General features: G+C 67.7%; 22 protein-coding genes and 1 pseudogene. 22 read left to right on the forward strand and 1 reads right to left on the reverse strand.

The window, feature by feature from the left end; genetic code table 11:
• The first annotated feature begins 5 nt into the window (after positions 1-5).
• The 22 genes and pseudogenes from RGI145_RS21635 to RGI145_RS25245 all read left to right on the forward strand — a co-directional run bounded on the left by RGI145_RS21635 (position 6) and on the right by RGI145_RS25245 (position 20,709).
• A complete protein-coding gene (locus RGI145_RS21635; RefSeq protein ID WP_167668398.1) occupies positions 6-794 on the forward strand; it encodes a DUF2092 domain-containing protein in 789 nt (262 codons plus the stop codon).
• Entirely contained in the window at positions 791-1,876 is a 1,086-nt protein-coding gene (locus RGI145_RS21640) for a hypothetical protein (RefSeq protein WP_075800585.1), read from the forward strand. The genes RGI145_RS21635 and RGI145_RS21640 overlap by 4 nt, the downstream gene beginning before the upstream one ends.
• A 40-nt stretch (positions 1,877-1,916) precedes the next feature.
• Positions 1,917-2,750: a transporter family protein gene (locus tag RGI145_RS21645; RefSeq protein ID WP_075800586.1), complete on the forward strand. Its 834-nt coding sequence runs from the start codon at positions 1,917-1,919 to the stop codon at positions 2,748-2,750.
• A 16-nt stretch (positions 2,751-2,766) separates the two neighbouring features.
• Positions 2,767-3,756, forward strand: a complete 990-nt coding sequence (locus RGI145_RS21650) for a formylglycine-generating enzyme family protein (protein WP_075800587.1) — start codon at positions 2,767-2,769, stop codon at positions 3,754-3,756.
• Positions 3,753-5,393 carry an arylsulfatase gene (locus tag RGI145_RS21655; protein WP_075800588.1) on the forward strand — a complete coding sequence of 547 codons (1,641 nt, stop codon included), beginning with the start codon at positions 3,753-3,755 and terminating at the stop codon, positions 5,391-5,393. The genes RGI145_RS21650 and RGI145_RS21655 overlap by 4 nt, the downstream gene beginning before the upstream one ends.
• Complete coding sequence (locus tag RGI145_RS21660; RefSeq protein ID WP_075800589.1) at positions 5,390-6,403, forward strand: AAA family ATPase; 1,014 nt, start codon at positions 5,390-5,392, stop codon at positions 6,401-6,403. Before RGI145_RS21655 ends, RGI145_RS21660 begins: the two co-directional genes overlap by 4 nt.
• A 1-nt stretch (position 6,404) precedes the next feature.
• Entirely contained in the window at positions 6,405-7,367 is a 963-nt protein-coding gene (locus RGI145_RS21665) for a DUF58 domain-containing protein (RefSeq protein WP_075800590.1), read from the forward strand.
• Positions 7,364-7,744 (forward strand): hypothetical protein, encoded by a 381-nt coding sequence (locus tag RGI145_RS21670; RefSeq protein WP_156878718.1) that lies wholly within the window; start codon positions 7,364-7,366, stop codon positions 7,742-7,744. The genes RGI145_RS21665 and RGI145_RS21670 overlap by 4 nt, the downstream gene beginning before the upstream one ends.
• A 30-nt stretch (positions 7,745-7,774) precedes the next feature.
• The gene (locus RGI145_RS21675) at positions 7,775-8,266 is read left to right on the forward strand and encodes a DUF4381 domain-containing protein (protein ID WP_083671343.1); all 492 of its coding nucleotides are present in this window, start codon (positions 7,775-7,777) and stop codon (positions 8,264-8,266) included.
• Positions 8,250-9,299 (forward strand): vWA domain-containing protein, encoded by a 1,050-nt coding sequence (locus RGI145_RS21680; protein WP_075800800.1) that lies wholly within the window; start codon positions 8,250-8,252, stop codon positions 9,297-9,299. The genes RGI145_RS21675 and RGI145_RS21680 overlap by 17 nt, the downstream gene beginning before the upstream one ends.
• 2 nt (positions 9,300-9,301) lie before the next feature.
• Positions 9,302-10,879, forward strand: coding sequence for a VWA domain-containing protein (locus RGI145_RS21685; RefSeq protein ID WP_075800593.1), 1,578 nt, complete (start codon positions 9,302-9,304; stop codon positions 10,877-10,879).
• Positions 10,876-12,198 (forward strand): BatD family protein, encoded by a 1,323-nt coding sequence (locus RGI145_RS21690; RefSeq protein WP_075800594.1) that lies wholly within the window; start codon positions 10,876-10,878, stop codon positions 12,196-12,198. The genes RGI145_RS21685 and RGI145_RS21690 overlap by 4 nt, the downstream gene beginning before the upstream one ends.
• 17 nt (positions 12,199-12,215) lie before the next feature.
• Positions 12,216-13,229, forward strand: coding sequence for an HAD family hydrolase (locus RGI145_RS21695; RefSeq protein WP_075800801.1), 1,014 nt, complete (start codon positions 12,216-12,218; stop codon positions 13,227-13,229).
• Between the two features lie 117 nt (positions 13,230-13,346).
• Positions 13,347-13,721: a YSC84-related protein gene (locus tag RGI145_RS21700; protein ID WP_257787121.1), complete on the forward strand. Its 375-nt coding sequence runs from the start codon at positions 13,347-13,349 to the stop codon at positions 13,719-13,721.
• 79 nt (positions 13,722-13,800) lie between these two features.
• Positions 13,801-14,595 (forward strand): bestrophin-like domain, encoded by a 795-nt coding sequence (locus tag RGI145_RS21705; protein WP_075800802.1) that lies wholly within the window; start codon positions 13,801-13,803, stop codon positions 14,593-14,595.
• Positions 14,596-14,784: 189 nt separating this feature from the next.
• Positions 14,785-15,570, forward strand: coding sequence for a hypothetical protein (locus RGI145_RS21710; protein WP_156878719.1), 786 nt, complete (start codon positions 14,785-14,787; stop codon positions 15,568-15,570).
• Positions 15,567-16,589 (forward strand): hypothetical protein, encoded by a 1,023-nt coding sequence (locus RGI145_RS21715; protein WP_075800597.1) that lies wholly within the window; start codon positions 15,567-15,569, stop codon positions 16,587-16,589. The genes RGI145_RS21710 and RGI145_RS21715 overlap by 4 nt, the downstream gene beginning before the upstream one ends.
• A 189-nt stretch (positions 16,590-16,778) precedes the next feature.
• Positions 16,779-17,363 carry a hypothetical protein gene (locus RGI145_RS21720; protein WP_075800598.1) on the forward strand — a complete coding sequence of 195 codons (585 nt, stop codon included), beginning with the start codon at positions 16,779-16,781 and terminating at the stop codon, positions 17,361-17,363.
• A gap of 373 nt (positions 17,364-17,736) precedes the next feature.
• Positions 17,737-18,490, forward strand: a pseudogene (locus RGI145_RS21725) (IS5 family transposase).
• A 553-nt stretch (positions 18,491-19,043) separates the two neighbouring features.
• Entirely contained in the window at positions 19,044-20,165 is a 1,122-nt protein-coding gene (locus tag RGI145_RS25240) for a hypothetical protein (protein WP_156878720.1), read from the forward strand.
• Between the two features lie 80 nt (positions 20,166-20,245).
• A complete protein-coding gene (locus tag RGI145_RS26255) occupies positions 20,246-20,359 on the forward strand; it encodes a YgiT-type zinc finger protein (RefSeq protein WP_390889910.1) in 114 nt (37 codons plus the stop codon).
• Between the two features lie 104 nt (positions 20,360-20,463).
• Positions 20,464-20,709 carry a hypothetical protein gene (locus tag RGI145_RS25245; protein ID WP_156878721.1) on the forward strand — a complete coding sequence of 82 codons (246 nt, stop codon included), beginning with the start codon at positions 20,464-20,466 and terminating at the stop codon, positions 20,707-20,709.
• A gap of 428 nt (positions 20,710-21,137) precedes the next feature.
• On the opposite strand, the gene RGI145_RS21740 is transcribed toward RGI145_RS25245, so the two are convergent.
• The gene (locus tag RGI145_RS21740; RefSeq protein ID WP_075800600.1) at positions 21,138-23,090 is read right to left on the reverse strand and encodes a DUF4214 domain-containing protein; all 1,953 of its coding nucleotides are present in this window, start codon (positions 23,088-23,090) and stop codon (positions 21,138-21,140) included.
• Positions 23,091-23,467 lie beyond the last annotated feature (377 nt).

Consider the following 23,467-nt stretch of genomic DNA (forward strand, 5'->3'; position numbering starts at 1 on the left):
AGGCCGTGGGTGGCAACGACATCCGCATGATCCGGCCCGATGGGATCGGCCTGCATCGCCGGCGCGTCCTGGCATCCGCCGCCGGGCTCGTCATGGCGGGCGCGGGCGGCCGGTCCCTCGCCCAGCCCGTTCCGGACGGCCTGGCCCCGGAGGCGGAGGCGCTGCTCCGCCGCATGTCGGAAAGCCTGTCCCGCGCCGCCACCCTCGCCGTGGACTGTACCTCCCTGCGCGAGGTGCGGCTGGCCGACGGGCGGGTGGCGACGCTGATCTCCGACCTGACGCTCGCGCTGCACCGGCCGAACCGGCTGCGGGCCGACCTGCGCGGCGACGCGGTGCTGGCCGATGTCTACTATGACGGGCGACAGGTGGCGGTGCACGCCGTCGCCCAGGGCGCCTTCGCGCGCATGGACGCGCCGCCGACGATCGACGGGCTGACCACCTTGCTGCAGGAGCGGCTGCGGCTACCGCTCGACATCGGGCTGCTGCTCGGCACCGATCCCTATGCGAGACTGGCCGAGGGGACTTCCGGCGCGGTCGTCTCGCCCTCCGAGGTCTCCGGCCGGCCCGTCTGGCACCTGCTGCTGCGCAGCGGCGAGGTGGACTGGGAGATCTGGCTGGACCAGACGCCGGCGGCGCTGCCGCTGCTGGCCGCGGTGCGGCGCGGCGGGCTTCGTACGGTGATGCGCTTCGACGAGTGGCGCCTGGGGCCGCAGATCGCGGACAGCCTGTTCCGCTTCACCCCGCCGCCCGGCGCGCGGGAGATCCCCTTCGTGATCCAGGGAGGGCAGCCATGACCTGCCGACCCTTCGGCCTTCTCTCCCTGGCGCTCGGGATCGGCCTGGCCGCTTCCGCCCAGGCGCGGCTGGGCGGGGGCGGCTTCCATGGCGGAGGAGGCTTCCACGGCGGCTTCGCGGGCGGCGGGTTCCACCCGCCAGCCGGTGGCTTCCATCCTCCCGCGGGGGGGTTCCACCCACCGGCCGGCAACTTCCATCCCCAGGCCGGTGGCTTCCACCCTCCAGCCGGCGGCATTCATACCGGCGCACAGCACCCGCTGCCGCATGCCGGGGAACGACCGGCACGCCAGCGGCCGCAACGGGCTGGCCGGGCGCCCGATATCCAGCGCCAGCGCGTGTCGCAGCGCCAGGAAATCCGCGGCGGCAACCGGGTGACGGTGAATGCCGGCAACACCGTCGTGGCCGGGCGCGGCAACCGCCCCGGGCTGCACCCCGGCGGTGGGGCCCCGCGCCTGCCCCGCGGCGCCGGCTTCGCCCCGCATGGGCCACCCCCGCGGCCGCCTCCCGGGCCGGGCTTCCGCCCGCCGCCTCCACCGGTCGGCGGCTGGAGCTATCCCGTCTATGTCGATGGCGGCTGGGATGCCGGCAATGCCATCGTCGGCGGGCTGGTGGCCGGCGCCGCGGCCGGGCTGGTGACGGGGGCGATCGTCGACGCCACCCGGCCGGCCACGACCGCGCCGACCACCGTGGTGGTGCAGGAGCCCTCGGGCAGCAGCACGACCGCGGCGGGACGGCAGGCCGCCGACCAGGCGCAGCAGGCGGCCCGCCAGGCCCAGGGTGCCGCCAGCCAGGCCCAAGGCGCTGCCAACCAAGCCCAGGGATCGGCGCAGCGGGCGCAGGATGCCGTCGCCGACGCGGCCCAGGTCTCGGAAGGAGCCCAGCCGGCGCCCGCTGCGGCCCAGCCTCCCCTGCCACCGGGGGTGCGCTACGCCTACGGCACCCGCTTCGCGGAGCCGCTCGCCGACTGCAGCGAGACGAAGCGGGGACCGATCACCTTCGACCGCTGCGGCCAGGACTGGCTGCAGCCCGTGATGCAGGGCGGCACGGTGAGCTGGGTGGCGGTGCCGCCACCGGGTGGCTGACGCCATGCGCCCCCGGCAAGGCCCAGCGAGGAGCAATCTCATGCGCTGCCACCCCGTCCGGCGCACGGCCATCCTGCTGGCCGCCCTGTGCCCCGCCCTGCTGCCCGGCACCGCGCGGTCGCAGATGCGCCCCCCCTCGGAAACTAGCCAGAGCGCGGAGGCGCTGGCGAAGCAGGTGGCCGACCCGATCGCCAACCTCATCAGCGTGCCATTGCAGAACAACATGGATTTCGGCAACGGCCCGAAGAACGCGCTGCAGAACACGTTGAATGTGCAGCCCGTCATCCCCGTCGCGCTCGGCGGCGGCTGGAGCGTCATCACCCGCACGATCCTGCCCGTCATCTACCACGGCAGCACCGTCACAGGGGACGAGTACCGCACCGGCCTGGGCGATACGAGCTTCAGTGCCTTCTTCGTCCCGCCGACCGCGCCCGGCGCACCGAAGTTCGGCTTCGGCCCGGTCATCCACATCCCGACGGCGACGGACGACCAGCTCGGCAACCGCCGCTGGGGCGCCGGCCCCACCGGCATCTATGTCCAGGAGACGGCGCAGTGGACCTTTGGTGTGCTGGCCTCGCACCTCTGGTCCTTCGGGGCATCGCGTGAGCGGCCGGAAATGAACCTCACCGCGGTGCAACCCTTCGTGGCACGGCATTTCGAGGGCGGCTTCACCCTGACCGTGACCAGCGAGACCGCCTACGACTGGACCACGCGACAGTTCACCGTACCGCTGAACGTCACGGCCTCGCAGATCGTGAAGATCGGCCGGATGCCGGTCAGCCTCTTCTTCGGACCACGTATCTACCTCCAGCGGCCGAGCCAGGGACCCGACTGGGGCCTGCGCTTCGGCGTGCAGTTCCTCTTCCCGACCTGAACCGAAGGAGCGGCCCATGGCGGAATGCTGCGACATCCAGGCCCCGGAGACCGCGACGGCACCGGAGGGGATGCGCTGGATTCCCGGCGGGCGGTTCACCATGGGCTCCGACCACCACTATGCCGAGGAACGTCCGGCGCATCCGGTGCGGGTGGCGGGCTTCTGGATGGATGCCACCCCGGTCACCAACGCTGCCTTCGCCCGCTTCGTCACCGCGACCGGCTACGTCACCCTGGCAGAGCGACCGCTCGACCCCGCCCTCTATCCCGACGCCATCCCGGCGCTGCTGGTCCCCGGCGCGCTGGTCTTCCGCATGACGGACGGGCCGGTCGATACGCGGGACGTGCGCAACTGGTGGTCCTACACGCCCGGCGCCTGCTGGAACCGTCCGGAGGGGCCGGGCAGCTTGCTCGATGGCCGCGACGACCACCCGGTGGTGCATGTGGCGCACGAGGATGCCGCCGCCTACGCCGCCTGGGCCGGCAAGGCGCTGCCGACCGAGGCGGAGTGGGAGCGCGCCGCGCGCGGCGGGCTGGAGGGCGCGGAGTACGCCTGGGGCGAGGAGATGACCCCCGGCGGGGTCCATATGGCCAACACCTGGCAGGGGCCTTTCCCTTGGCGCAACTTCGCGGCCGACGGCTTCGCCGGCAGCTCGCCGGTCGGCAGCTTCCCGCCCAACGGCTACGGCCTGTCCGACGTCACGGGCAACGTCTGGGAATGGACGGAGGACTGGTACGCCGCCCGCCACGCGGCCGACCCGGGCAAGCTCTGCTGCGCGCCCGCGAACCCTCGCGGCGCGCCCGTTGAGGGCAGCTACGACCCTCGCCAGCCCGCCATCCGCATCCCGCGCAAGGTGGTGAAGGGCGGTTCCTTCCTCTGTGCGCCCAGCTACTGCCGCCGCTACCGGCCCGCCGCGCGGCAGCCGCAGATGGTGGACAGTGCCATGAGCCATCTCGGCTTCCGCTGCCTCCGCCGACCCACTCCCCAGGAGAGGAACCTGCCATGACCGACAGAACACCGGCCAAGAGCCAGACCAACCGGCGCGACATGCTGCTCGGCGGTGTGGCCGGGCTGGCCACGGCTGTTGCCGGCGGCGGCCCGGCGCTGGCCCAGGCGCCGCGTCCGGCGACACCAACTCCCGCTCCAGCCACTTCCACCCCGGCCGCCGGCTCCGGCCGCCCGCCGAACATCCTGGTGATCTTCGGCGACGACATCGGGTTGTGGAACATCAGCTTCAACAATGGCGGCGTCACCGGCTTCAGCACGCCCAACATCGACCGCATCCACCGGGAGGGAGCGACCTTCAGCGACTACTACGGCGAGCAGAGCTGCACGGCCGGCCGCGCCGCCTTCATCACCGGCCAGGCGCCCATCCGCACCGGGCTGACCAAGGTCGGCACGCCCGGCGCCGATATCGGGCTGGAGGCCGAGGACCCCACCATCGCCGAGATGCTCAAGCCGCTGGGCTACGCCACCGGCCAGTTCGGCAAGAACCACCTGGGCGACAAGGACCGCTTCCTGCCGACCCAGCACGGCTTCGACGAGTTCTTCGGCAACCTCTACCACCTCAACGCCGAGGAGGAGCCGGAGCGGCCGAACTATCCGCGCGACCCGGAGTTCCGCCGCCGCTGGGGCCCGCGCGGCGTCATCCGCAGCTTTGCCGACGGAAGGGTGGAGGATACCGGACCGCTGAACCGCAAGCGGATGGAGACGATCGACGAGGAGACTACCGCCGCCTGCATCAACTTCATCGAGCGGCAGCACCAGGTGAACAAGCCCTTCTTCATCTGGCACAACGCCACCCGGATGCACGTCTACACCCACGTCCCACCGAGCTACGACGGCAAGACCGGGCTGAACTTCTACGCGGACGGCATGGTGCAGCACGACGACCATGTCGGGCTGATCCTGAAGAAGCTGGACGACCTCGGCATCGCCAACGACACCATCGTCGTCTACTCCACCGACAATGGCCCGCACTTCAACGAATGGCCGGACGGCGCCATCACCCCCTTCCGCAGCGAGAAGGACACCAACTGGGAGGGCGGGTTCCGCGTGCCCTGCGCCATCCGCTGGCCCGGGAAGATCCCGGCCGGCAAGCGCGTCACCGGCATCGTCGGCGCCAACGACTGGATGCCGACCCTGCTGGCGGCCGCCGGGGTGCCGGACATCAAGGAGAAACTGCTGGCCGGGCACAGCGTGGGCGGCAAGACCTACAAGGTCCATCTCGACGGCTACAACCAGCTTCCCACCCTGACCGGCGACACGCCGAGCCCGCGCAGCGAGTTCTTCTACTTCAACGACGATGGCGAGCTGGTGGCGATCCGCAAGGACCGTTGGAAGTTCGTCTTCGCCGAGCAGCGGTCGCGCGGCTTCCGGGTCTGGATGGACCCCTTCGTCCATCTGCGCCTGCCGCTCATCATCGACCTGAAGATGGACCCGATGGAGCGGGCGCCGACCGATTCCAACAACTACTACCACTGGCTGATCACCAACGCCTTCCTGATCCTGGTTGCGCAGCAGGAGGCGCAGCGATGGCTGTCCACCTTCAAGGACTTCCCGCCCCGGCAGGCGCCGGCCTCCTTCAACGTGGATGCCTATCTGAAGATCCTGACCGAAGCGGCGCAGCGCACGGGCAAATGACGGACGGCCCCGCCCCCGGCGCCACCTCGGCCCCTTCGCCGCGCGACGCCTTCGCGACGCTGCGCGCGCGCATGGGCGCGGCCATCGTCGGCCAGGAGCGGGTGATCGAGCGCCTGCTGATCGCCCTGCTGGCCGACGGCAACGTGCTGCTGGAGGGGCTGCCGGGGGTGGCCAAGACGCGGGCGGTGAAGTCGCTGGCCGCGGCGATGGAGGCGGAGTTCCGCCGCATCCAGTTCACCCCCGACCTGCTGCCGACGGACGTGGTCGGCAGCGAGGTTTACCACCAGACGCAGGAGGGCGGGACCTTCCGCTTCGAGCCGGGCCCCGTCTTCGGCAACCTGATCCTGGTGGACGAGATCAACCGCGCCCCGGCCAAGGTGCAGTCCGCCCTGCTGGAGGCGATGGAGGAGCGGCAGGTCACGGTGGCTGGCACCACGCACCGGCTGCCGCCTCTCTTCATGGTGATGGCAACGCAGAACCCGATCGAGCAGGAGGGGACCTATCCGCTGCCGGAGGCGCAACTCGACCGCTTCCTGCTGCATGCCAGCGTGGGATACCCGTCCGATGCGGACGAGAAGTCGGTGCTTCGCCTGGTGCGCGGCGAGGAACAGGCGGCGCGATCCGGCGCCCCTGTAGCCCCGCCTGCGCCGGTTCCGCAGGAGGCGGTGCTGCGGGCGCGCGAGGAGCTTTCGCGGATGCACGTGGCGGATGCCATCGACGACTATGTCGTGGCACTGGTCTGCGCCACGCGCCGGCCGGCCGACTACGACGCGGAGCTGGCGCGCTGGATCGAGGTCGGCGCCAGCCCCCGCGCCACCATCGGCCTGGACCGCGCCGCCCGCGCCCGTGCCTGGCTGCAGGGGCGCGATCATGTGGAGCCGGACGACGTGCGCGACGTGGCGCCGGACGTGCTGCGGCACCGGCTGGTCCTCAGCTACGAAGCCAATGCCGACCGCGTCGCTGCCGATGCGGTGATCGCGAAGCTGCTCTCCCTGGTGGCGGTGGCCTGAGATGCCCCAGGTCGTCCTCCCGCCCGAGATCGCTGCCAGCCTGGACTCCCTGATCCGGCTGCAACACGAGGCGCGCGGCTTTTCCTTCCGCTCGCGCCAGCCGGTGCGTTCATTGCTGGCAGGGCGGCGAGCCTCGCGCATCCGGGGGAGGGGGCTGAGCTTCGAGGAGCTGCGCGCCTACCGCCCCGGCGACGACGTGCGGCTGATGGACTGGCGTGCCACTGCCCGCACCGGCCGCCCACAGACCCGCGTCTTCACGGAGGAGCGCGACCGCCCCACATTGTTGGTGGTGGATCTCTCCCCAGCCATGTTCTTCGGCACGGCGCGGGTGGTGAAGTCCGTCACGGCGGCGGAGGTCGCGGCGCTGGCCGCCTGGCGCTGCCTGGCCGCCGGGGACCGGGTGGGCGCGGTGCTGTCCGGTGCAGAGGGCATCGACGAGCTGCGCCCCGCCCGTAGCCGCGCGGCGGTGATGCGGCTGCTGGACGCGGTGGTACGCCGCGCCGCAGCCTTGCCCGCCGCCCCACCCGCCCCTGCCAGCCCGGATGCGCTGAACGCGGCGCTGGAGCGGGCCGAGGCGCTGGCGAAACACGATGCTCTGGTGCTGATCGTCTTCGACCTGCTCTCCGCCGATGCCCGAACGGCGGAGATTGCCGGCCGGCTCGCGCGGCATAACGATGTCGTCGCCATCTCCATCTCCGACCCGCTGGAACGGGCCCTGCCGGCGGCACCATGGCGCGGCGTGGCGACGGATGGCGGCTCGCCGGCAGTGCTGGACCCGGGCACTTCCGGGCTGGGCGAAGCGGTGTCGGCCGGTTTCGCGCGGCGGATCGCGATGCTGCGCCATACCGGGCACCGGCACGAGATTCCTGTCCTGCCACTGGGCACGGAGCTGGAAACCGCCGCACAGCTCCGTCGCCTGTTGGGACAGGCACAGACCACGCGGCAACAGGGAGAGGAACGATGATGAGGCGATTTCACGGCCCCCCGCATTCCTGGTCAGCCATGTCCGTGCTGGCCGGGGTCCTGCTTCTCGGTGCCTGTGCAACCCGACAGGGCTTCGAGCAACGGATGAATGCCTATGTCGGCAGGCCCGAGGCCGATCTTGTCGCCTCGCTCGGCGTCCCGGTCCGGACCTTCGAGGCGGGGAACCGCCGTTTCCTGCAGTACGAGCGACGTCGCGTCACCGCGGACGCCACGCCCGGCTGGGGCTGGGGCGGAGGCTGGGGTGGCGGCACCAGCGTGCAGACCTGGGATTGCAGCGTGACCTTCGAGATCGCCGCCGGTCGTGTCGAGGCTTTCACCAGCCGGGGCAATGACTGCGTGGCGGCGGCCTCTTCATAGCGCGCATGCCATGACGGTTTCGCCACTCCCATGAACCCCGACCTGCCGCCACAGCCGAGCCTGCAAGGGATGCACGACATCCTCCTGCCGCCACCGGTTCCGCTGACACCGGCAACGCCGGCCTGGGCAGTGCTGGGCGTGCTGCTGCTGGCGTTGCTGCTCTGGGGGGTCTGGCGAGGCTGGCAACGCTGGCGGCGGGAGGCCTATCGCCGCGAGGCACGACGTGCGCTGGACGCGATGGTGGCCCGGGGCGAGTTCGCGCCCCTGCCGGCCCTGGTCAAGCGCACCGCCCTGGCCGTCTTTCCGCGCGAGGCGGTGGCCGGATTGACCGGCGCCGACTGGGCCGCCTTCCTGCGGCGCACCGCCCCGCGCGCCCATCTGTCCGAGGCGCAGGCCATGGCCCTGGCGCGTCTTCCCTATCTCGGACCGACCGATGCCCAGGCTGCCGGCCCTGTTGCCATAGCCGCCGCGCGCGGCTGGATCACCCGGCATGATCGCCCCGTCCATGACCGGACTGTTTGACAGGCTGGGCCTGGATGGCGGGGCCTTTGCCCTGGACCATCCCTGGGCGCTGCTCCTGCTTCCGCTGCCTCTGCTGCTGCACTGGCTGCTGCCTCCCTGGCGCGACCAGCAGCGTGCCCTGCGCCTGCCGGCACTGCGGCGCCTGGCTGGCGAGGCAGCGCGGCCTTTGCCGCCCGCGCCACGACCGCGCGCCTGGCAGGCGGGGCTGGCACTGCTCGCCTGGGCGCTGCTGGTGCTGGCAGTGGCCGATCCGGTGCGGATCGAACCTCCCGTCACCCGGCAGACCAGCGGGCGCGACCTGATGCTCGCCCTTGATCTCTCCGGCTCGATGGAAACCGAGGATTTCGCTGCGCCGGACGGCAGCCGGATGAGTCGGGTCGCGGCGGCGCAGGACGTGCTGCGCGACTTCATCGCCCGGCGGAAGGGCGACCGCATCGGGCTCATCGTCTTCGGCAGTGCCGCCTTCGTCCTGGCCCCCTTCACCGACGATCACGACACGGTGCTGGCCCTGCTGGCCGAGACGGCCCCGCGCATGGCCGGGCCGCAGACCATGATCGGTGAGGCGATCGGCCTGGCCGCGCAGAGCTTCGAGAAGGCCAAGGCGCAGGGGCGGCTGCTGGTGCTGCTGACGGATGGCAACGACACCGGGAGCAAGGTGCCGCCGCTGCGCGCGGCGCAGATCGCCGCGGGAATGGGCGTGCGGATCTATACGGTCTCGATGGGGGACCCCCAGGCGGTGGGGGAGGTGGCGCTGGACATCCCGGCGCTGGAGGCGGTGGCCAGGGCCACCGGGGGACGGCACTTCCATGCCACCGACCGAGCCTCGCTGGAGGGCATCTACGCGGAGATCGACCGCATCGAGCCGCAGGTCTTCGACAGCATCTCCTCCCGCCCGCGCACGCCGCTCTTCCCCTGGCCGCTGGGCGGCTTCGCGCTGAGCGCGGCGCTGTTGCATCTGCTGGGCGCGTCGCGGCCGCTGCGAGGTGCCCGGCCCCGGCCCGCCGCGGCCCCGCCCGTCAGGGAGCCCGCCTGATCGTGCGCGACGCCCTGGCCAACCTGCACCTGCTGCGGCCTGGGTGGCTCCTGCTCCTGCTGCCGGCGGCGGCTGCCTGGTGGCTGGACCGCACCCGGCTACGCGAGGCGGGTGGCTGGAGCGGGGTGGTTTCACCGTCTCTTCTGCCCTGGCTGCTGGTGACGGAGGGCCGCGCGCCACGCCTGCGCCCGGGCCGTTGCGCGGCGGTGCTCCTGGCCATCGCGGCCCTGGCCCTTTCCGGCCCGAGCTGGCGGCGCGAGCCAAGCCCCTTCGTCGCGGATCAGGCCCCGATGATGGTGGCGCTGGATGTTTCCCGCGCGGGCGAGCCGCGCCTGGATGCCGCCAAGCGCAAGATCCGTGACCTGGTGGAGGCACGTGGCGGGGCGCGCACCGGCCTGCTCGCCTATGCCGGCGGTGCCTATCTGGTGCTGCCGCCGACCGGCGATCCGAAGCTGCTGGAGACCTATCTCGACGCGCTCTCCCCCAGGATCATGCCACGTGATGGGCGGGACGCCCCGGCTGCCCTGGCCGAGGCATTGCGTCAGCTCGACCGGCAGGACGGTGCCGGGACGGTGTTGCTGGTCACGGACAGCATCCCGGCCGCGCAGGGCGAGGCCTTCGACCATGCTCGTGTCGGCACCCGCCATGCGGTGGTCGTGCTGCCGCCGGGCGTGACGGCCCCGGAGGCGCTGGACGGCGCGCGCGGCGCCACGTGGATCGCGCCCACGCCGGATACGGCTGACATCCAGGCGGTGATGGGCGCAGCGCAGCGCCACTTCGCCGCGGCATCGTCCGACGATCCGACACTACGCTGGCAGGATGCCGGCTATGCCGTGTTGCTGCTGCTGGTGCCGCTGGCCCTGCTGTGGTCACGCCGGGGCTTCCTGGCCCTGCCGCTGCTCCTGGCCCTGTCAGGCCTTGCCTCGGCGCAGGAGCCGGTCAGGGCCACCGCGGCTCCGGCAACGGTGCCCGCCGCGCCGGATGGGGGCATGGCGGCGCGTCTCCGGGACCGGTTCGTCAGCCTCTGGCTGACCCCTGACCAGCGCGGCCGGCTGGCCTTCGGGCGTGGCGACTTCGCCACGGCCGCGGCACTCTTCACCGATCCTCTGTGGCGCGGCGTGGCCCTGTACCGGGCGGGCGACTTCGCCGGGGCGGTGGCCGCTCTCGCGGCGTCGGACACGGCGCTGGGCTGGTACGACCGCGGCAATGCCGAGATGCTGCAGCCTTTCGCCTGGGACAGGGCACTGGCCGCTTATGACCGGGCCCTGGCGTTACGTCCGGCTTTCCCGGAGGCGAAGGCCAACCGCGCCCTCGCCGCCGCCTTCGTAGCCTATCAGCGCGCCCTGGACGAGGAGCGGGCGCGCCAGTCCAGCGACCGGATGAACGAGAAGCCCGACGATACCATCGTGGACCCGAACGCCCCGCGCCCGCCGCCGCGCCCGCCCTCGGAGCAGCCACAGGCGGCGCAGCAGGGCCTGTCGGACGCGGAGATCACGGCGATGTGGATGCGCCGGGTCGGCGGCAGCCCGGCGGACTTCCTGCGGGCCCGCTTCGCCCGACAGGCGGAGGCGCCACCATGACGAAGCGCCGGGCTGCCCTGTTGCTCCTGGCGCCGCTCACCGCGGCCGCCCAGGAACCACCCTCGCTCGCATTGCGCCTGGAGCGGGAGGGCAGCGGCCCGGTCTGGCTTGGCCAACACGTCGGTATCACCGCCACGCTCCGCACGCCGATCCGCTTCGCCTCCTCACCGCTCTTCCCCGAACTGGCCTTCCAGGGTCGCGCCATCGCACTGCCCAACGGCACCACCACACCCGGCTCGGAACGCGTCGGCGCCGAGAACTGGGTGGTGCTGCAGCACACCTACGACGTCTTCCCGGCCGAGGCCGGCCTCCTGGCCATCGCCCCGGTCACCATGACCGTCTCGGTCGGCACGGGGGAAGGAGACGTGTCGGCGGCCCGGGCCCGCAGCGCGCCGCTGGCCCTGGAGGTGCGCCTGCCGCCCGGTACCACCGACCCGGCGCGCCTCGTCACCAGCCGCTCGCTGCACCTGACCGTGGCGCAGGAGGGCGACCCGGCGCGCGTGCCAGTGGGCGAGGCGATCACTCGGACAGTGACCCTGCTCGCTGAGGACAGCAGCGCCATGCTGCTGCCGCCCATGCCCTGGGCGGTGCCGGACGGAGTGCGGGCCTATCCCGACCCACCACGGCTAGCCGACCGCAGCGACCGCGGCGTGCTCTCCGCCACGCGGATCGACCGCGCCGCCTTCGTGCCGCAGCGGCCAGGCCGCTACGAGCTGCCCGGCGCCACCCTGCAATGGTTCGAGCCGCATAGCGGCCGGATGCAGGTGCTGGCCGTGCCGCCGCTCACCGTACAGGCCGTGGCAGCCGCCCCCGGGGAGGTAGCGGTCACGGCTCCCGGACGACGCCCCTGGCGGGTGGCGCTGGGCCTCGCCGGCGGCCTCACGCTGGCGGCGGCGCTGGGCTGGTGGCTCCGGCGGCGCCAACAGCGTCCCACCGATCCTGAAGCGGAGGCCTTCGGCGGCCTGCGCCGGACCTGTCGCGCCGGCGATGCCCCGGCCGCCATGGCCGCGCTGCTGCGCTGGGCCGCCCTGGCCTCGCCGCCCGGCGCCCCGCCCATCATCGCGCGACTGGCGGCGCTGGCCGGCGTGCCGGCGCTGGAGACGGAAGCGGCGGCGCTGGCTTCCCGCCGCTACGGCCCAGGGGTGCCGGCAGCGGGATGGCGGGGCGACGCCTTGCTCCGTGCCGCCCGGACGGCGCGGCATGCCTTGCGACGCCCGGCCGCGACGGGACGGCACGGCACCGGCCGCCTGCCCGCGCTCAATCCAGGCACCGAAGCTCGTCCCGCTCCGCGCGTCACCCTGCCGGGATGGGCGAGATGAACCAGGGAGGACCCACCATGAACCGTCCGCCGTCGCTGTCCCGTCGCGGGCTTGGCGCCCTTGCCCTGGGGGCGGGTCTGGCCACAACCACGGGCACCATGGCCCAGGTCGCGGACGACCCGCTACCCTCCTGGCGGGAGGGGCCTTTAAAGAAGGCGATCCTGGATTTCGTCCAGGCCGTGACCACGGAAGGCTCGCCCGACTTCGTGCCCCTGCCGGAGCGCATCGCCGTTTTCGACAATGACGGCACGTTGTGGTGCGAAATTCCGACTGTGCAGCTCGTCTTCGCGCTGGACCGGGTGAAGGCGCTGGCGCCGAAGCACCCGGACTGGAGCAAGCGCCAACCCTTCCGCGGGGCTCTCGAAGGCGACATGGCGGGCGTGATGTCGGCCGGGCAAAAAGGCCTCATCGAGCTGGTCATGGCCACCCACGCCGGGATGAGCACGCAGGACTTCGCCAGGATCGTCTCAGACTGGATCGGCACGGCCCGTCATCCGAAATTCCAGCGTCCCTTCACGCGCACGATCTACCAGCCCATGCTGGAGGTCCTGGCGCTACTGCGGAACCGGAGCTTCACGCCCTTCATCGTCTCGGGGGGCGGCGTGGAGTTCATGCGGGCCATCACGGAGAGCGTTTATGGAATCCCGCCCGAGCAGGTGATCGGCTCGACCATCCGGACCGAGTTCCGCATCGCACCGGATGGCAGACCCGAGCTGATCCGCCTGCCGGCGATGGACTTCATCGACGATGGTCCGGGCAAGCCTGTGGCCATCAACAAGTTCATCGGGCGCCGTCCGATCGCTGCCTTCGGAAATTCCGACGGCGACCTGCAGATGCTGCAATACGTCACCGCAGAGAGTGGCCGGCGTTTCGGCCTGATCGTGCATCACGACGATGCCGTGCGTGAGGTCGCCTACGACCGGAAGAGCCCTTTCGGTCGGCTCGACAAGGCGCTCGATCTCGCGCCGAAGGCAGGCTGGAGCGTCGTCTCCATGCGCGATGAGTGGAAGCGCATCTTCCCGGATGACTGATCGGCAGTCCCACCATCTTCACAGTTCCTCCAACAAGGACAGAGCAAGTGAAGCGCATGATTCCGAGTGGAGTATGCCTGCTGGCTCCTCCTCTCCTTATGGCTGCATGTGGTCAGGATGGCAGGCGCTTCGCGCTCGGAGCTGATCATGTACGTGCTGTCCGACCAGGCCGTGCAGCAGTTCCCGGATGGCTCCCGGCGGTTCAGCGGATCGGGCGGCTTCGCGCTGGCCGATTGGGGACTGGGTGGTCTGGGCGTTGGTGGCCTGTCGGGCGGTGTGCAGGCCCTGACCATCGAGACCTCCAAGGGTCTCTTCGCTGGCGGTGGCTTCGGCTCGGCACGCATCCGCCTGAACGACGCCTCGAACACCGCAGCCTATGGCCCCGGCTTCGATGCAAACCAGATGCTCGCACGAAACGGTGGTGGTTTCGCGGCAGCGAGGCCCCTGCGTGCCGAACTCTCGCAGGCCGTTCGCCAGGCGGCCAGTCGCTAACCTTCGAAGTGGGGAGCGCTGGCAGTCTCCGTATCGAACCTATGATCATCATGGACCTCGGCACATGTTGGACGCAGCGATGGATCTGGCCGCGGAGGTCGCCGTCTGGAGCCTTGCGGCATTCGCGCTCCTATTGTTCCTCGTACAGCTTGTCGTGCGAGAGTTCGGCTACTGGCTGGGACGGCGGCACCAGGCGCGAACCGAAGGGCAAGGAGAAGGCGTGGGGATCCTCGTTGGCGCGGTGCTTGGTCTGCTGGCCTTCACGCTGGCGCTGACATTGTCCTTCGCCAATACCCGCTTCGCCGAGCGGCGGGCGGGAACCCTGGCGGAAGCCAATGCCATCGGCACGGCATGGCTGAGGGCCGAAGCCATTGCCGATCCGCGATCGGCGGATGTGGCGAGACTGCTGGAGCAGTACGCGCGGGTCCGCGCCGATTTCGTTCGCGCGCCTCTGGGGGCCGAAGCAACCGCCGCCATGAACAACCGCACCTCGGAACTTCAGAACCAGATCTGGAAGCAAGTCACCGCGTTGATCACGGATCATCCCAATCCAGTGACCGTCTCCCTGATGAGCGCTGTCAACGACACCTTCGACGCCAGTACCGCCGAGCGCTTCGCGCATGCCTTCACGCTTCCGGCCCAGCTCTTCTGGCTGCTGATCGCGATGGCCTTGCTTGGCATGATGGTCCTGGGTTTCCAACTCGGATTGCGAGGCACGCCCCTGCGCCTGCTCAGCGTGATCCTGACGGTCATGTGGACCATCGTCATCGTCAGCATCTTCGACCTGGCCTCGGCGCGCGTGGGATCCATTCGCACCAGTACCATGGCCTACGAGTGGACCATCCGTGGTTTTGGAACGGGAACACAGCCATAGCGGGCGGATCGCATGAACCGGCAATTCAACCCACCTTGTCGTCTCTCACCTGAATCGGTGGCCTCCGCAGCGAGCTACCGGAGGCGCGGCCGTATGAGGCAGCACGCTCACTGGATGGCGTTCTGCCTGCTTGCCGCATGCAGCGCGCCGGATTATTCCGCCATCCGGGATTGGGGCCGGACCGCGAGCTTGGCCACCACCTATTGGCCGGCTGCGGAGCCTATCGGGACGCCGGCTGCCGAAGCAGGTGACGACACGGCTGCCGCGCTTACCGGAGCGAGCAGCATTGGCGTTCAGCCCGATCTCTCCATCAGGGAGGACATCCTCCTGATGCAGCAGGTGTTGTCGGTCTATCTGGCCGCACTGGCCACCGTGGCGTCAGACGGCGTGCTGCCCTATCGGGAAGACCCGTTTGCGCTCATCTCTACGCAGTTGGCCACCACGAACCGAACCGCCGGGCAGGCAGCCGCGGCCATTGGCGGCCTGCTGCGCAGGGCCAGCCGAACCAACATGCAGGCACCAGCGACCGGCAGCTTCATCATCGAAGCTGATCCTGCCGTGCAGTCCCTGATTGCCGAGCTGGCAACCACGGTGGCAAGCCTGTCCAAAGCCGAGGCCGGTCAACGCGATAGGATCACGGCTTCTTATGCACAACTGGAGGGAGAGGCGCCGTCTACCTTCAGACGCCAGGCCCTTCGTGACTTGGCAGCAATAAGGATACAGCACTACTCCATCAGAGCCGATGCTCGCGCCAACTACCTGGTCTTGCTGGAAAGGTTGTCAGAAGGTCACGCACTCCTGCGAATCAGGAGCTCGCATCTCTCGCAGGAGGAGGTCCGCCGGCAGGTGCGTGCCGCCGAAGACCAGCTGCGGGGTGCATTCGACCTTCTGCCACGAATCCCGATCCCCGTTTCGGACGCGGTGCAACCCGTCACGCTGGTAGATACCGCAGATCCTTCCCGGCCTCCGCCATGAGACCGACGGTCCAGATCAGTATTCGCGAGCACGCAGGTTTCCTGGCCGTGGCCAGCCTATGCATCCTGCCGCTCTCAGGTCCTCGGGCGCAGACGGATGGCGATACGATCGCCAGCCGTCTGGCGGAACTTCGCTCGGGCCTTCGTTCAAGACCCGGCGGAGTGCTGGGCCTCATGGGATACAATGCCACGCCTGATGGATCGGCGAATGCCGTGACCGTGGACCGCAGCCGTGTCACCGGTGGCATCGGGGATCGAACACTCACATTGGGACAGCTGGGCTCCGGCTTCACCGTCAGTGAGTCCTTCCCTCTCTTCCTGGAAGGCTATCTCGGTTATGCACGCTATGATCCGCGCGCCGTGTTCAGTGGCGGTGAGGAGCAGCGTCTTACGCCGTTACGGTGGAACAATGTCGTCGGCACCGTGGGTGTTGGCTATGACATCCGGCTCGGCGAGTACCTGTGGCTCCGGCCCATCCTGAATGCCTCACTCGGCTATGCCGCTTCCGATGCATCCCTCTTTGGCGACTTCGTCAAATACAAGACCGGCGTGGATATTTCGGTGTTCCGGGACATCCACATGAATGTCTGGGGCCTCGGTGGATCCATGGTGCTGGCTTACTATGACTACCGGCCAAAGCGGGACATCGATGTCGAGCTGCGCTACACGCAGATCCGGCTCGAGACCTTTGGTGATACCCTGCCGCAAGCCCGGGGGAGTTCCACTGCACAGGCCGTTGGCCTCTGGACCCGATTGCGCTGGCCAACCGGACTGGAGGCCTTCGGGCGGCCTGTGCGCTGGGTGATCGACGGTTCTGCATCCACCTACCTTGGCGATCAGCGGGATGCTCTGGGCTTTTCCTGGTCCGCCAAGATCGGCGGCGGCATCGAGTTCGATGTCGGGCGTTACGAAATGGGCGGGATGGGTCTCTATCTGAGCCGCGTCCGCTTCCTCGGCCGGTACTTCTTTGCAGACCGAAATATTACAGGTGTTTCCTTTGGAATAGGCATGAGCTTCTGACGAGGTGCCTCACGTCGAAGAAGACCTTCCTGGATCACGTGATGATTCGGTAGGGCTTCCGCCATTCCCTTGTGCCGAATTCCCTCGTGTGGGACAGATTGTATCTGCGAATGCGCGTTTTGCCTGGAACGCTTGTCCAAGTCATGTTCGATTTGATATGATAATATTATGGAAGCCTGGAGGTCCGTCATGCGCATCCCGTGCCGGTTCAACCTGCCGACCTCGCTGACATTGCTGTTGCTGCCATTACTTGCCGCCTGCGCTCCGCAGACGCCGGTTGGTACAGAGGCCACGACCTCTGTCTCGGGCGAGCTGCAGGTCATTGTCGTGGCGGCTGACAAGGTCAACCGGCGGATGGTGCTTCGCGGCCCTGATGGAAACACAGCAACGATCGACGTGCCTCCGGAGATACGCAACTTCTCGCAGGTCATGCCCGGCGACACTGTGCGCCTCACCTATCACGCGCAAGTGGACCTCTTCGTTGCGGGCATGTCTGCGCCTATCACAGGCGTGGAGTTCACGGTCGCCGGCGCGCGCTCGGAACCGGGCCAGATGCCGGGCGCCATTCTTGGCACGCAGACACGCTGGTCGGTGCAGGTCATCAGCGTCGACCGTGCAACTCATACCGTAACCTTTCGTGAGCCGAGCGGCAAGGTTTCGAGCATGACCGCGCTGAATCCGGACAACTTCGCGCTGGTGGACGGTTTGCGCCCTGGTACCAATGTCGTCGTCACGGTGACGCGCGCTCTTGCTGCCAGGATCGACAGAGTCTGAGATTTTTCCGGGAGGATGAAAGCCTCGCTCTTTGGTGCCCTCCCTGGTTGCCTTGCAAGGCGCGATGATACTTCATCTGGACATAGGCTGCTACGGTCCGGCCTTGATACTTGGCATGTCAAGTTGAGCCGATGTTCAACGCGGTTGCCGAAGACCGCCTTCCTCACCCCATTGCCCAGGACGGTTGTCGCCTCGCTCGATAGCCCAGAGGAACTTCCTCGACGGGCATGGTGGCATCGCCTCCCCAGTGATCAGCTGATCGGTCATCCATGGAAGCCTGATCAACCTCGGCAGCCGGCACGAATACCTTTCTGTGTTGGTGACCGTTTGAGAAAGGGTTGGCGGTGGCCGCCCGGAATGATTCAAGCCTGGGATGTGGAGCCGAGAGATGCGCCGCCGGATGGCCGATGTTGCCCGCAGGACGAAGCGCTATCCGTCTGACCTGACGGACGAGGAGTGGGCGCGGATCGAGCCGCTGATGCCCAGGCCTCCCAGGCGGGGCCGCAAGCCTTCGGTCGACCTGCGTGAGATCCTGAATGCGATCCGCTACCCGGCGCGCAGTGCGGGAGGCTGGCGGATGCTGCCGGTCCACTTCGGGCCGTGGCAGACGGTGTACTGGTGGTTCCGACGCTTCGTCCGCCGCCTCTTGTTGAGCACCATCCATGACGTGGCCCTGATGCTGGACCGCGAGGCTGCGGGCCGGGAAGCGAGCCCCACGGGCGGATCGCCGGCCGCAAGCGCCACGTCGCGGTGGACACGGACGGACGCCTGCTGATGGTCAACCTCACGCCCGCCAACGTCTCGGACAGCGTGGGCGCGCAGACGATCCTGACAGCCATCCGGCGCCGCTGTCCCTGGCTCAAGCACCTCTTTGCCGATGCGGGCTATGACCGGACGAAACCGATGGACAAGGCTGCTTTCCTCGACTTCGTGGTCGAGATCGTCAGACGCTCCGATCCGAAGGGTTCCACGTCCTCCCGCGCCGTTGGGTCGGGGAGAGGACATTCGGCTGGATGATCCGCTGGCGGCGCCTGGTCCGGGACTATGAGCGCCGCCTCGACGTCTCCGAGGCCATGATCCACGTCGCCATAGGCGCCCTTCTCCTGCGCAGGGTCGCTCATCCCTGATTTCTCAAACAGTCACCTTGACCATAGGCCAAGTGAATCATCCCAGGGCACCGCCGTCGAGGTCGTTACCAGGACATGCTCCTAGGCATCCAAGACTGCGCCTTTCTCGGCCGCCGGTTGAAAGTCAACTGCAACTCCTACCAATAAGCACGAAGCAGCAATGGCCGTGCAGAATCGCCCGTCGAATACAACCATTGATTGCAAAATCGTACAGTCTATGGTAGCAAAAACCTCCTCCTGCTGAAGGAGGCTTCGAGCACCATCGAGACAGGATCATCATGGTCCGTAAAATCAGCGGAGTAAGCATTTTAGCCAGCACGCTGCAAGTGGCGCATGCAGCCGCACCGCCGTGCCTGCTGGTGCCACCTCCATTCTGCGCGGCACCATGCATCTCTGTTCCGCCGTCCGGGCATCAGAGCGGGAAGCATTACACCAGGGTCGACGGTCACCAGACCGGCTTCCGGGGGATGGATCGCGTTTCATCGTTGGCCACCGCAATAACCAGGGTGATCGTCCAGCCCGGACCTCCGGCAACCGGCCGCAGGGCAGTGTGATGTCGCTGGTGGGCAACCGAGTGGTCAGAACCGCCGCTTCAGCGTTCCGTCTCGCGCTGGCAACTGGGCTCTTGCTCGGCGTGAGTGGCTTCCCGTCAAACGGTGGGCAAAGCGACATGGATCCGGCACAGCGAGATGGAGGGCTCCGGGGTACCATCTTCCTTCGCTTCATGAATGCGCCAGGCGCACACCAGCCACTTGCCAAGGTTCCGAAGTTGCTCGTCTCGTTCGGCGATGAGGCCCATGAGGCGGTGATGGATACCGGATCGACCGGCGTCCTCGTGGCCGCCACTATGATACCCCATTGGGACACGCTTCCGTCACTTGGCGATGCGAGGCTGACCTACTCAAGTTCCGGTCGGGTCATGGAGGGGCGCTGGGTCGTCACCCCGGTCTCCATCGCGGGCGCGAACGGGAACACCATGACCACGCGGCCGATGCCGGTCATGGCAGTCACCCGTATTTCCTGTCTCAGCAACGCGCGCAACTGCGAGCCAGAGGAAATGCCGCGCCGCGTCGCCATGCTGGGCATCGGCTTCGCCCGGCAGGGTGACCATCAGGCACAGAGCACGCCGGACCGGAATCCATTCCTGCAAATGCCGGCCACGGTCGCCAGCAAGGTGCGGCGCGGCTATGTGGTGAGCCGTGACGGCGTTCGTATCGGGCTCAGGCCCGACGCGATCGAGGAAGGGTTCTTCGCCGTTTCACTCAGCCGCAGCCAGCAGTTCGACGACTGGGCGCCGCCGCCTGCCTGCATCAGCGTTGCCAACCATGTCCCGCCCGCCTGTGGCACGATGCTGATGGATACGGGCGTGGATCGTGCTTTCCTGACCGTTCCGTTGGCACAACTGGACGGTGTGACCAGCCATGCGGAGAAAGGCGAGCCTCAGTTGCTGCCCGGCACGAGGATCGCAGTGCAACTCAGCAGATCCGGTAGTTCCCCGTGGGGCTACAGCTTTGCTGCGGACGACGCCGGGGATCCCGTTGCGCCGCGCGGCGTCACGCTGGTCAGGCCAGGCCAGGGGCCGACCTTCATCAACACGAGTTTCCACTTTCTCAATGGCTTCGATTACCTTTACGACGCCGAACGGGGCATCGTGGGCTACAGGGCCAGGCCATAAAAAACCAAGTATAAATATGATCACAAAAGTAAACAGCAGTTATAGTTCACCAATCTTTCGCAAAATAAAATTTCGGACTGCTGAATAATTCATCGTCAAAACCGTACAGATATCATTGCAACGATCGTGTTCCGGAGGCAGTACCATGCAAATCTTGTACTCACTGCGGACAGGGTTTGTGGTCTTGCTACTGACTGGCGGGAGCTCTGTCGCTCAGCCTCAACAGCAGCAGTCACCTCAAACTCAAAGCGCCCCTCAACCGGCCGGGATGTTGACTGGAACAGCAAGGGACAGCTTCGTGATCGGCTTGATCCGGTCCTGTCTTCCGAAGGCTGTTGAGAGAAGCGAAGGCGCGATCAACGACCGGCAGGCGGGAGTGATATGCACGTGTATAGCTGAGCGATCTGCCACCGAGTTGTCGGCCGGTGACCTCGGTGACGCCGCAAGCGCGCTGTCCCGTGGCGACAAGTTGCAGGGGAACACTGCCACTGTCATGTCGGCCCTGACCAAGACCTGCGAGAGACTGGGGCTGGAAGTGCGCTGAGGCTCCGAACGTTACTGTGGGCCCACGGGACACCAGGCTCAGCCAAGTGCCAAGCCCGTCCTGGACCGGAATGCTGCGGCGCCGGGAGTGCTCCGGTCCACTCGCCAGACCGTTCGAGCATGGTGCCCTGCTCGCCGGGATGGAGCTGCCCCGACCCTACAATGACGACGCAGCAGGCACGTGTGACGACCGGCACGAGAGGTTTGGCCGAGTATCTGGAACGCAGCCGAGCCCAGCTCTCTGCAATGATCACAAGCGGAAGATGTCACCGCTTTCGACCGGATACTGCCGATAGCGTACAGGGCACCGTCCGTGAAACTTGAGCGGAAGCGGGGCGTCCGAAGGCTTGTTAAACCAGGAACAGGAATCGACGGACCACATCCTCTACGAACCCGTCAGCGTCCCGGTTCGATGGCATGACACCACCATCAGAGGATGTCCTGGAAATGCTGCGAGGCTTCCGCCGAGCGCGCAATCATGGTCAGCAGGCTCTCTGCCGAGTAATCGGCGACGGCTGCCAGTTCGGCCGCATCGGGTGCGCGGCCCAGTCCGTTCAGGTAAAGGCTGGTGACGAGTTCGTCATGGTTCTGTTGGCCGTGCAGCGCCTGGAACTCGGCAGACTGAACGATTCCTGCATCAAACCCACTGTTGGTCAGGCCAGACTGCATGGCCTGCACCCAGAATCGCAGCCCATCCGCCTCGGGCAGCCGACCAAGTGCAGTCTCGTAAGCCATTCCCACCTGCTGGGCCATGGGATCAGCAACCCAGATTCGCGCGGTCTCGCTCGCCGAGACGCTGCGGGCCTCGGCGCTGTCGGCGATGCCATCCAGTACATCGGCACGGCTGCCGCCGGCGCTGATCACGCCGGTCCAGAAGTTGTTTTCCCACGCCGCATCGGTCCGGTCGAGCAGACCGCGGTAGAGTGTCGCGACAAAATCCGCATCCGACACGTCGGCCAACAGACTGGAACTCTCGTCGGAACCCAGGAATCCTGCGGCGACATCAGTCCGACTTGCCCCGGTCTCCAGCCCATGGTTCCAGAACCACAGCCCCGGCATGTCGGCCTCGCGCCCGAGCAGACCGTCATAAAGGCGTGTCACATAGGCTGCATCAGTCGTGGCGCCGAGGCTCAGTTCGCCGTCAGCGAGATGCACCTCGGTGGCCACATTGTCGAAGGCGAGATGAGGCAGGTTGGCGCGGATCGCTCCGTGCACCAGACTGGTCGCGTCCACCGCCCCATCGGCGCCTGGGCCCGCTGTCAGCTCCGCAAAGCTGGCCGCATCGAGTGGTGCCACCACCGAGATCACCGTGTCGTGCCCGGCACCGTTAGAACGCAGCGCGATCGTTCCAGTATCAGCGTCGAAGAGATAGTCGAAGCCGCGCAGCACATTGACGCCGGTGTTGATGAAGCTGCCCCCATGCTGCGGACTCTCGATGGTGACGGTTGTCGGCTCCTGTGAGCTGTTGCCTGCAGTGTCGAAGCTGTAGCTGATGCCACTGGCGTACTGGCCGTCGAGCGTTATGGTGATGGCGTGGTCGCCCCGCACCACCTTTGAGCCGCCTTCGAACTCGTAGAACATTTTATTGAGCCCGACGTCGAGCAGCAACTCGAAGCTGCCACGCGGCACGCCGTCGAGCGACGACATCACTTGCGCGAGCTGCCACGATTGAACGCCATTCGGCGCCGCAGCATCCCCTGCCTGTAGCTGATGCGTGATCCAGCCGGTGCCCGGATCGGCCGTGGCACCGAGCACGATGCCCTGGCCGGTGATGGCGTAGCTGTGTGCCATGCTGCCATCAGTCATCGTGGAAAGATTCAACAAGGCATTGTCGGCCGCGGTCATGATGTGCCCGGTCACCTGCGGCAGCCCTGTCTTGGCATCCACCTCCAGTGATCGCGCCACATCGAAGCCGATGCCCATCATGTGGACGTTCTGGTTCGAAGTGCTGACCAGGGCAGTCACGGTCGTTGTAGGCACCGAGCCGTCGGGCAGCCGCGCATCGGGAAAGGCCAGGACAACGGGCGCCCAGACGCCTGTCTCGACCAGGGTGTCGCTGGTGTAGGTAACGGTGCCGGACGGATACTTCGTCGCATCGAAATTGCTGAACATGCTGGACGGCAGCACCGTCGCCCAGGAGCCTGTATCGACCTGGAACGCGGCCGTGTGCGGGGGCAGAGTTACGCCTGTCGAGGTGACTGCGGAAGGCTCCGATGGCACCGGATTCGCGACGCTGCTCCCTGCGATGCCCAGCACCTGCACATGAGCATAGAGCCCGCCCGTCACGTCCTCCAGATCGAGAGGAATGTAATGGGTGCCGCCGGCGCTGGTCGCCTCTTTGGCGTAGAGGGGAAGGATGCTGGTCTGGGTTTGGTCGGCCACGCGCACAACTCCGTCAGACACGCCGCGGCAACGGCTGCTCAACTCGCCGCAAGCTGCTGTTTCAGGGGATCTTAAGACAAGGAGATCGGTATCAGTGGCTGGCCTGAACGCTTCTCAGTTGGTGGTCAGGCCACCTATCGACAAACATCCAGATCAGACGCCTCAGTCCTTTACTCATAGGTAGCATATTTAACAATATTAAAAACTTATGGTTGTATTTTACAAGGAATTGTCCCGAAATCAATCCGATCTTGGCGTTCCTGCAATCGATTGGTGCGGTGTTCGGCAGCCAGGGTGGGACGGCACGCCTATCCCCGGCGAGAAGGATCTGTATCGCATCAGCCCGGACAACGCCTCCCGCCTGCGCGACCCGGACG

This window comes from Roseomonas gilardii (assembly GCF_001941945.1).
In the GTDB taxonomy this organism is placed as follows: domain Bacteria; phylum Pseudomonadota; class Alphaproteobacteria; order Acetobacterales; family Acetobacteraceae; genus Roseomonas.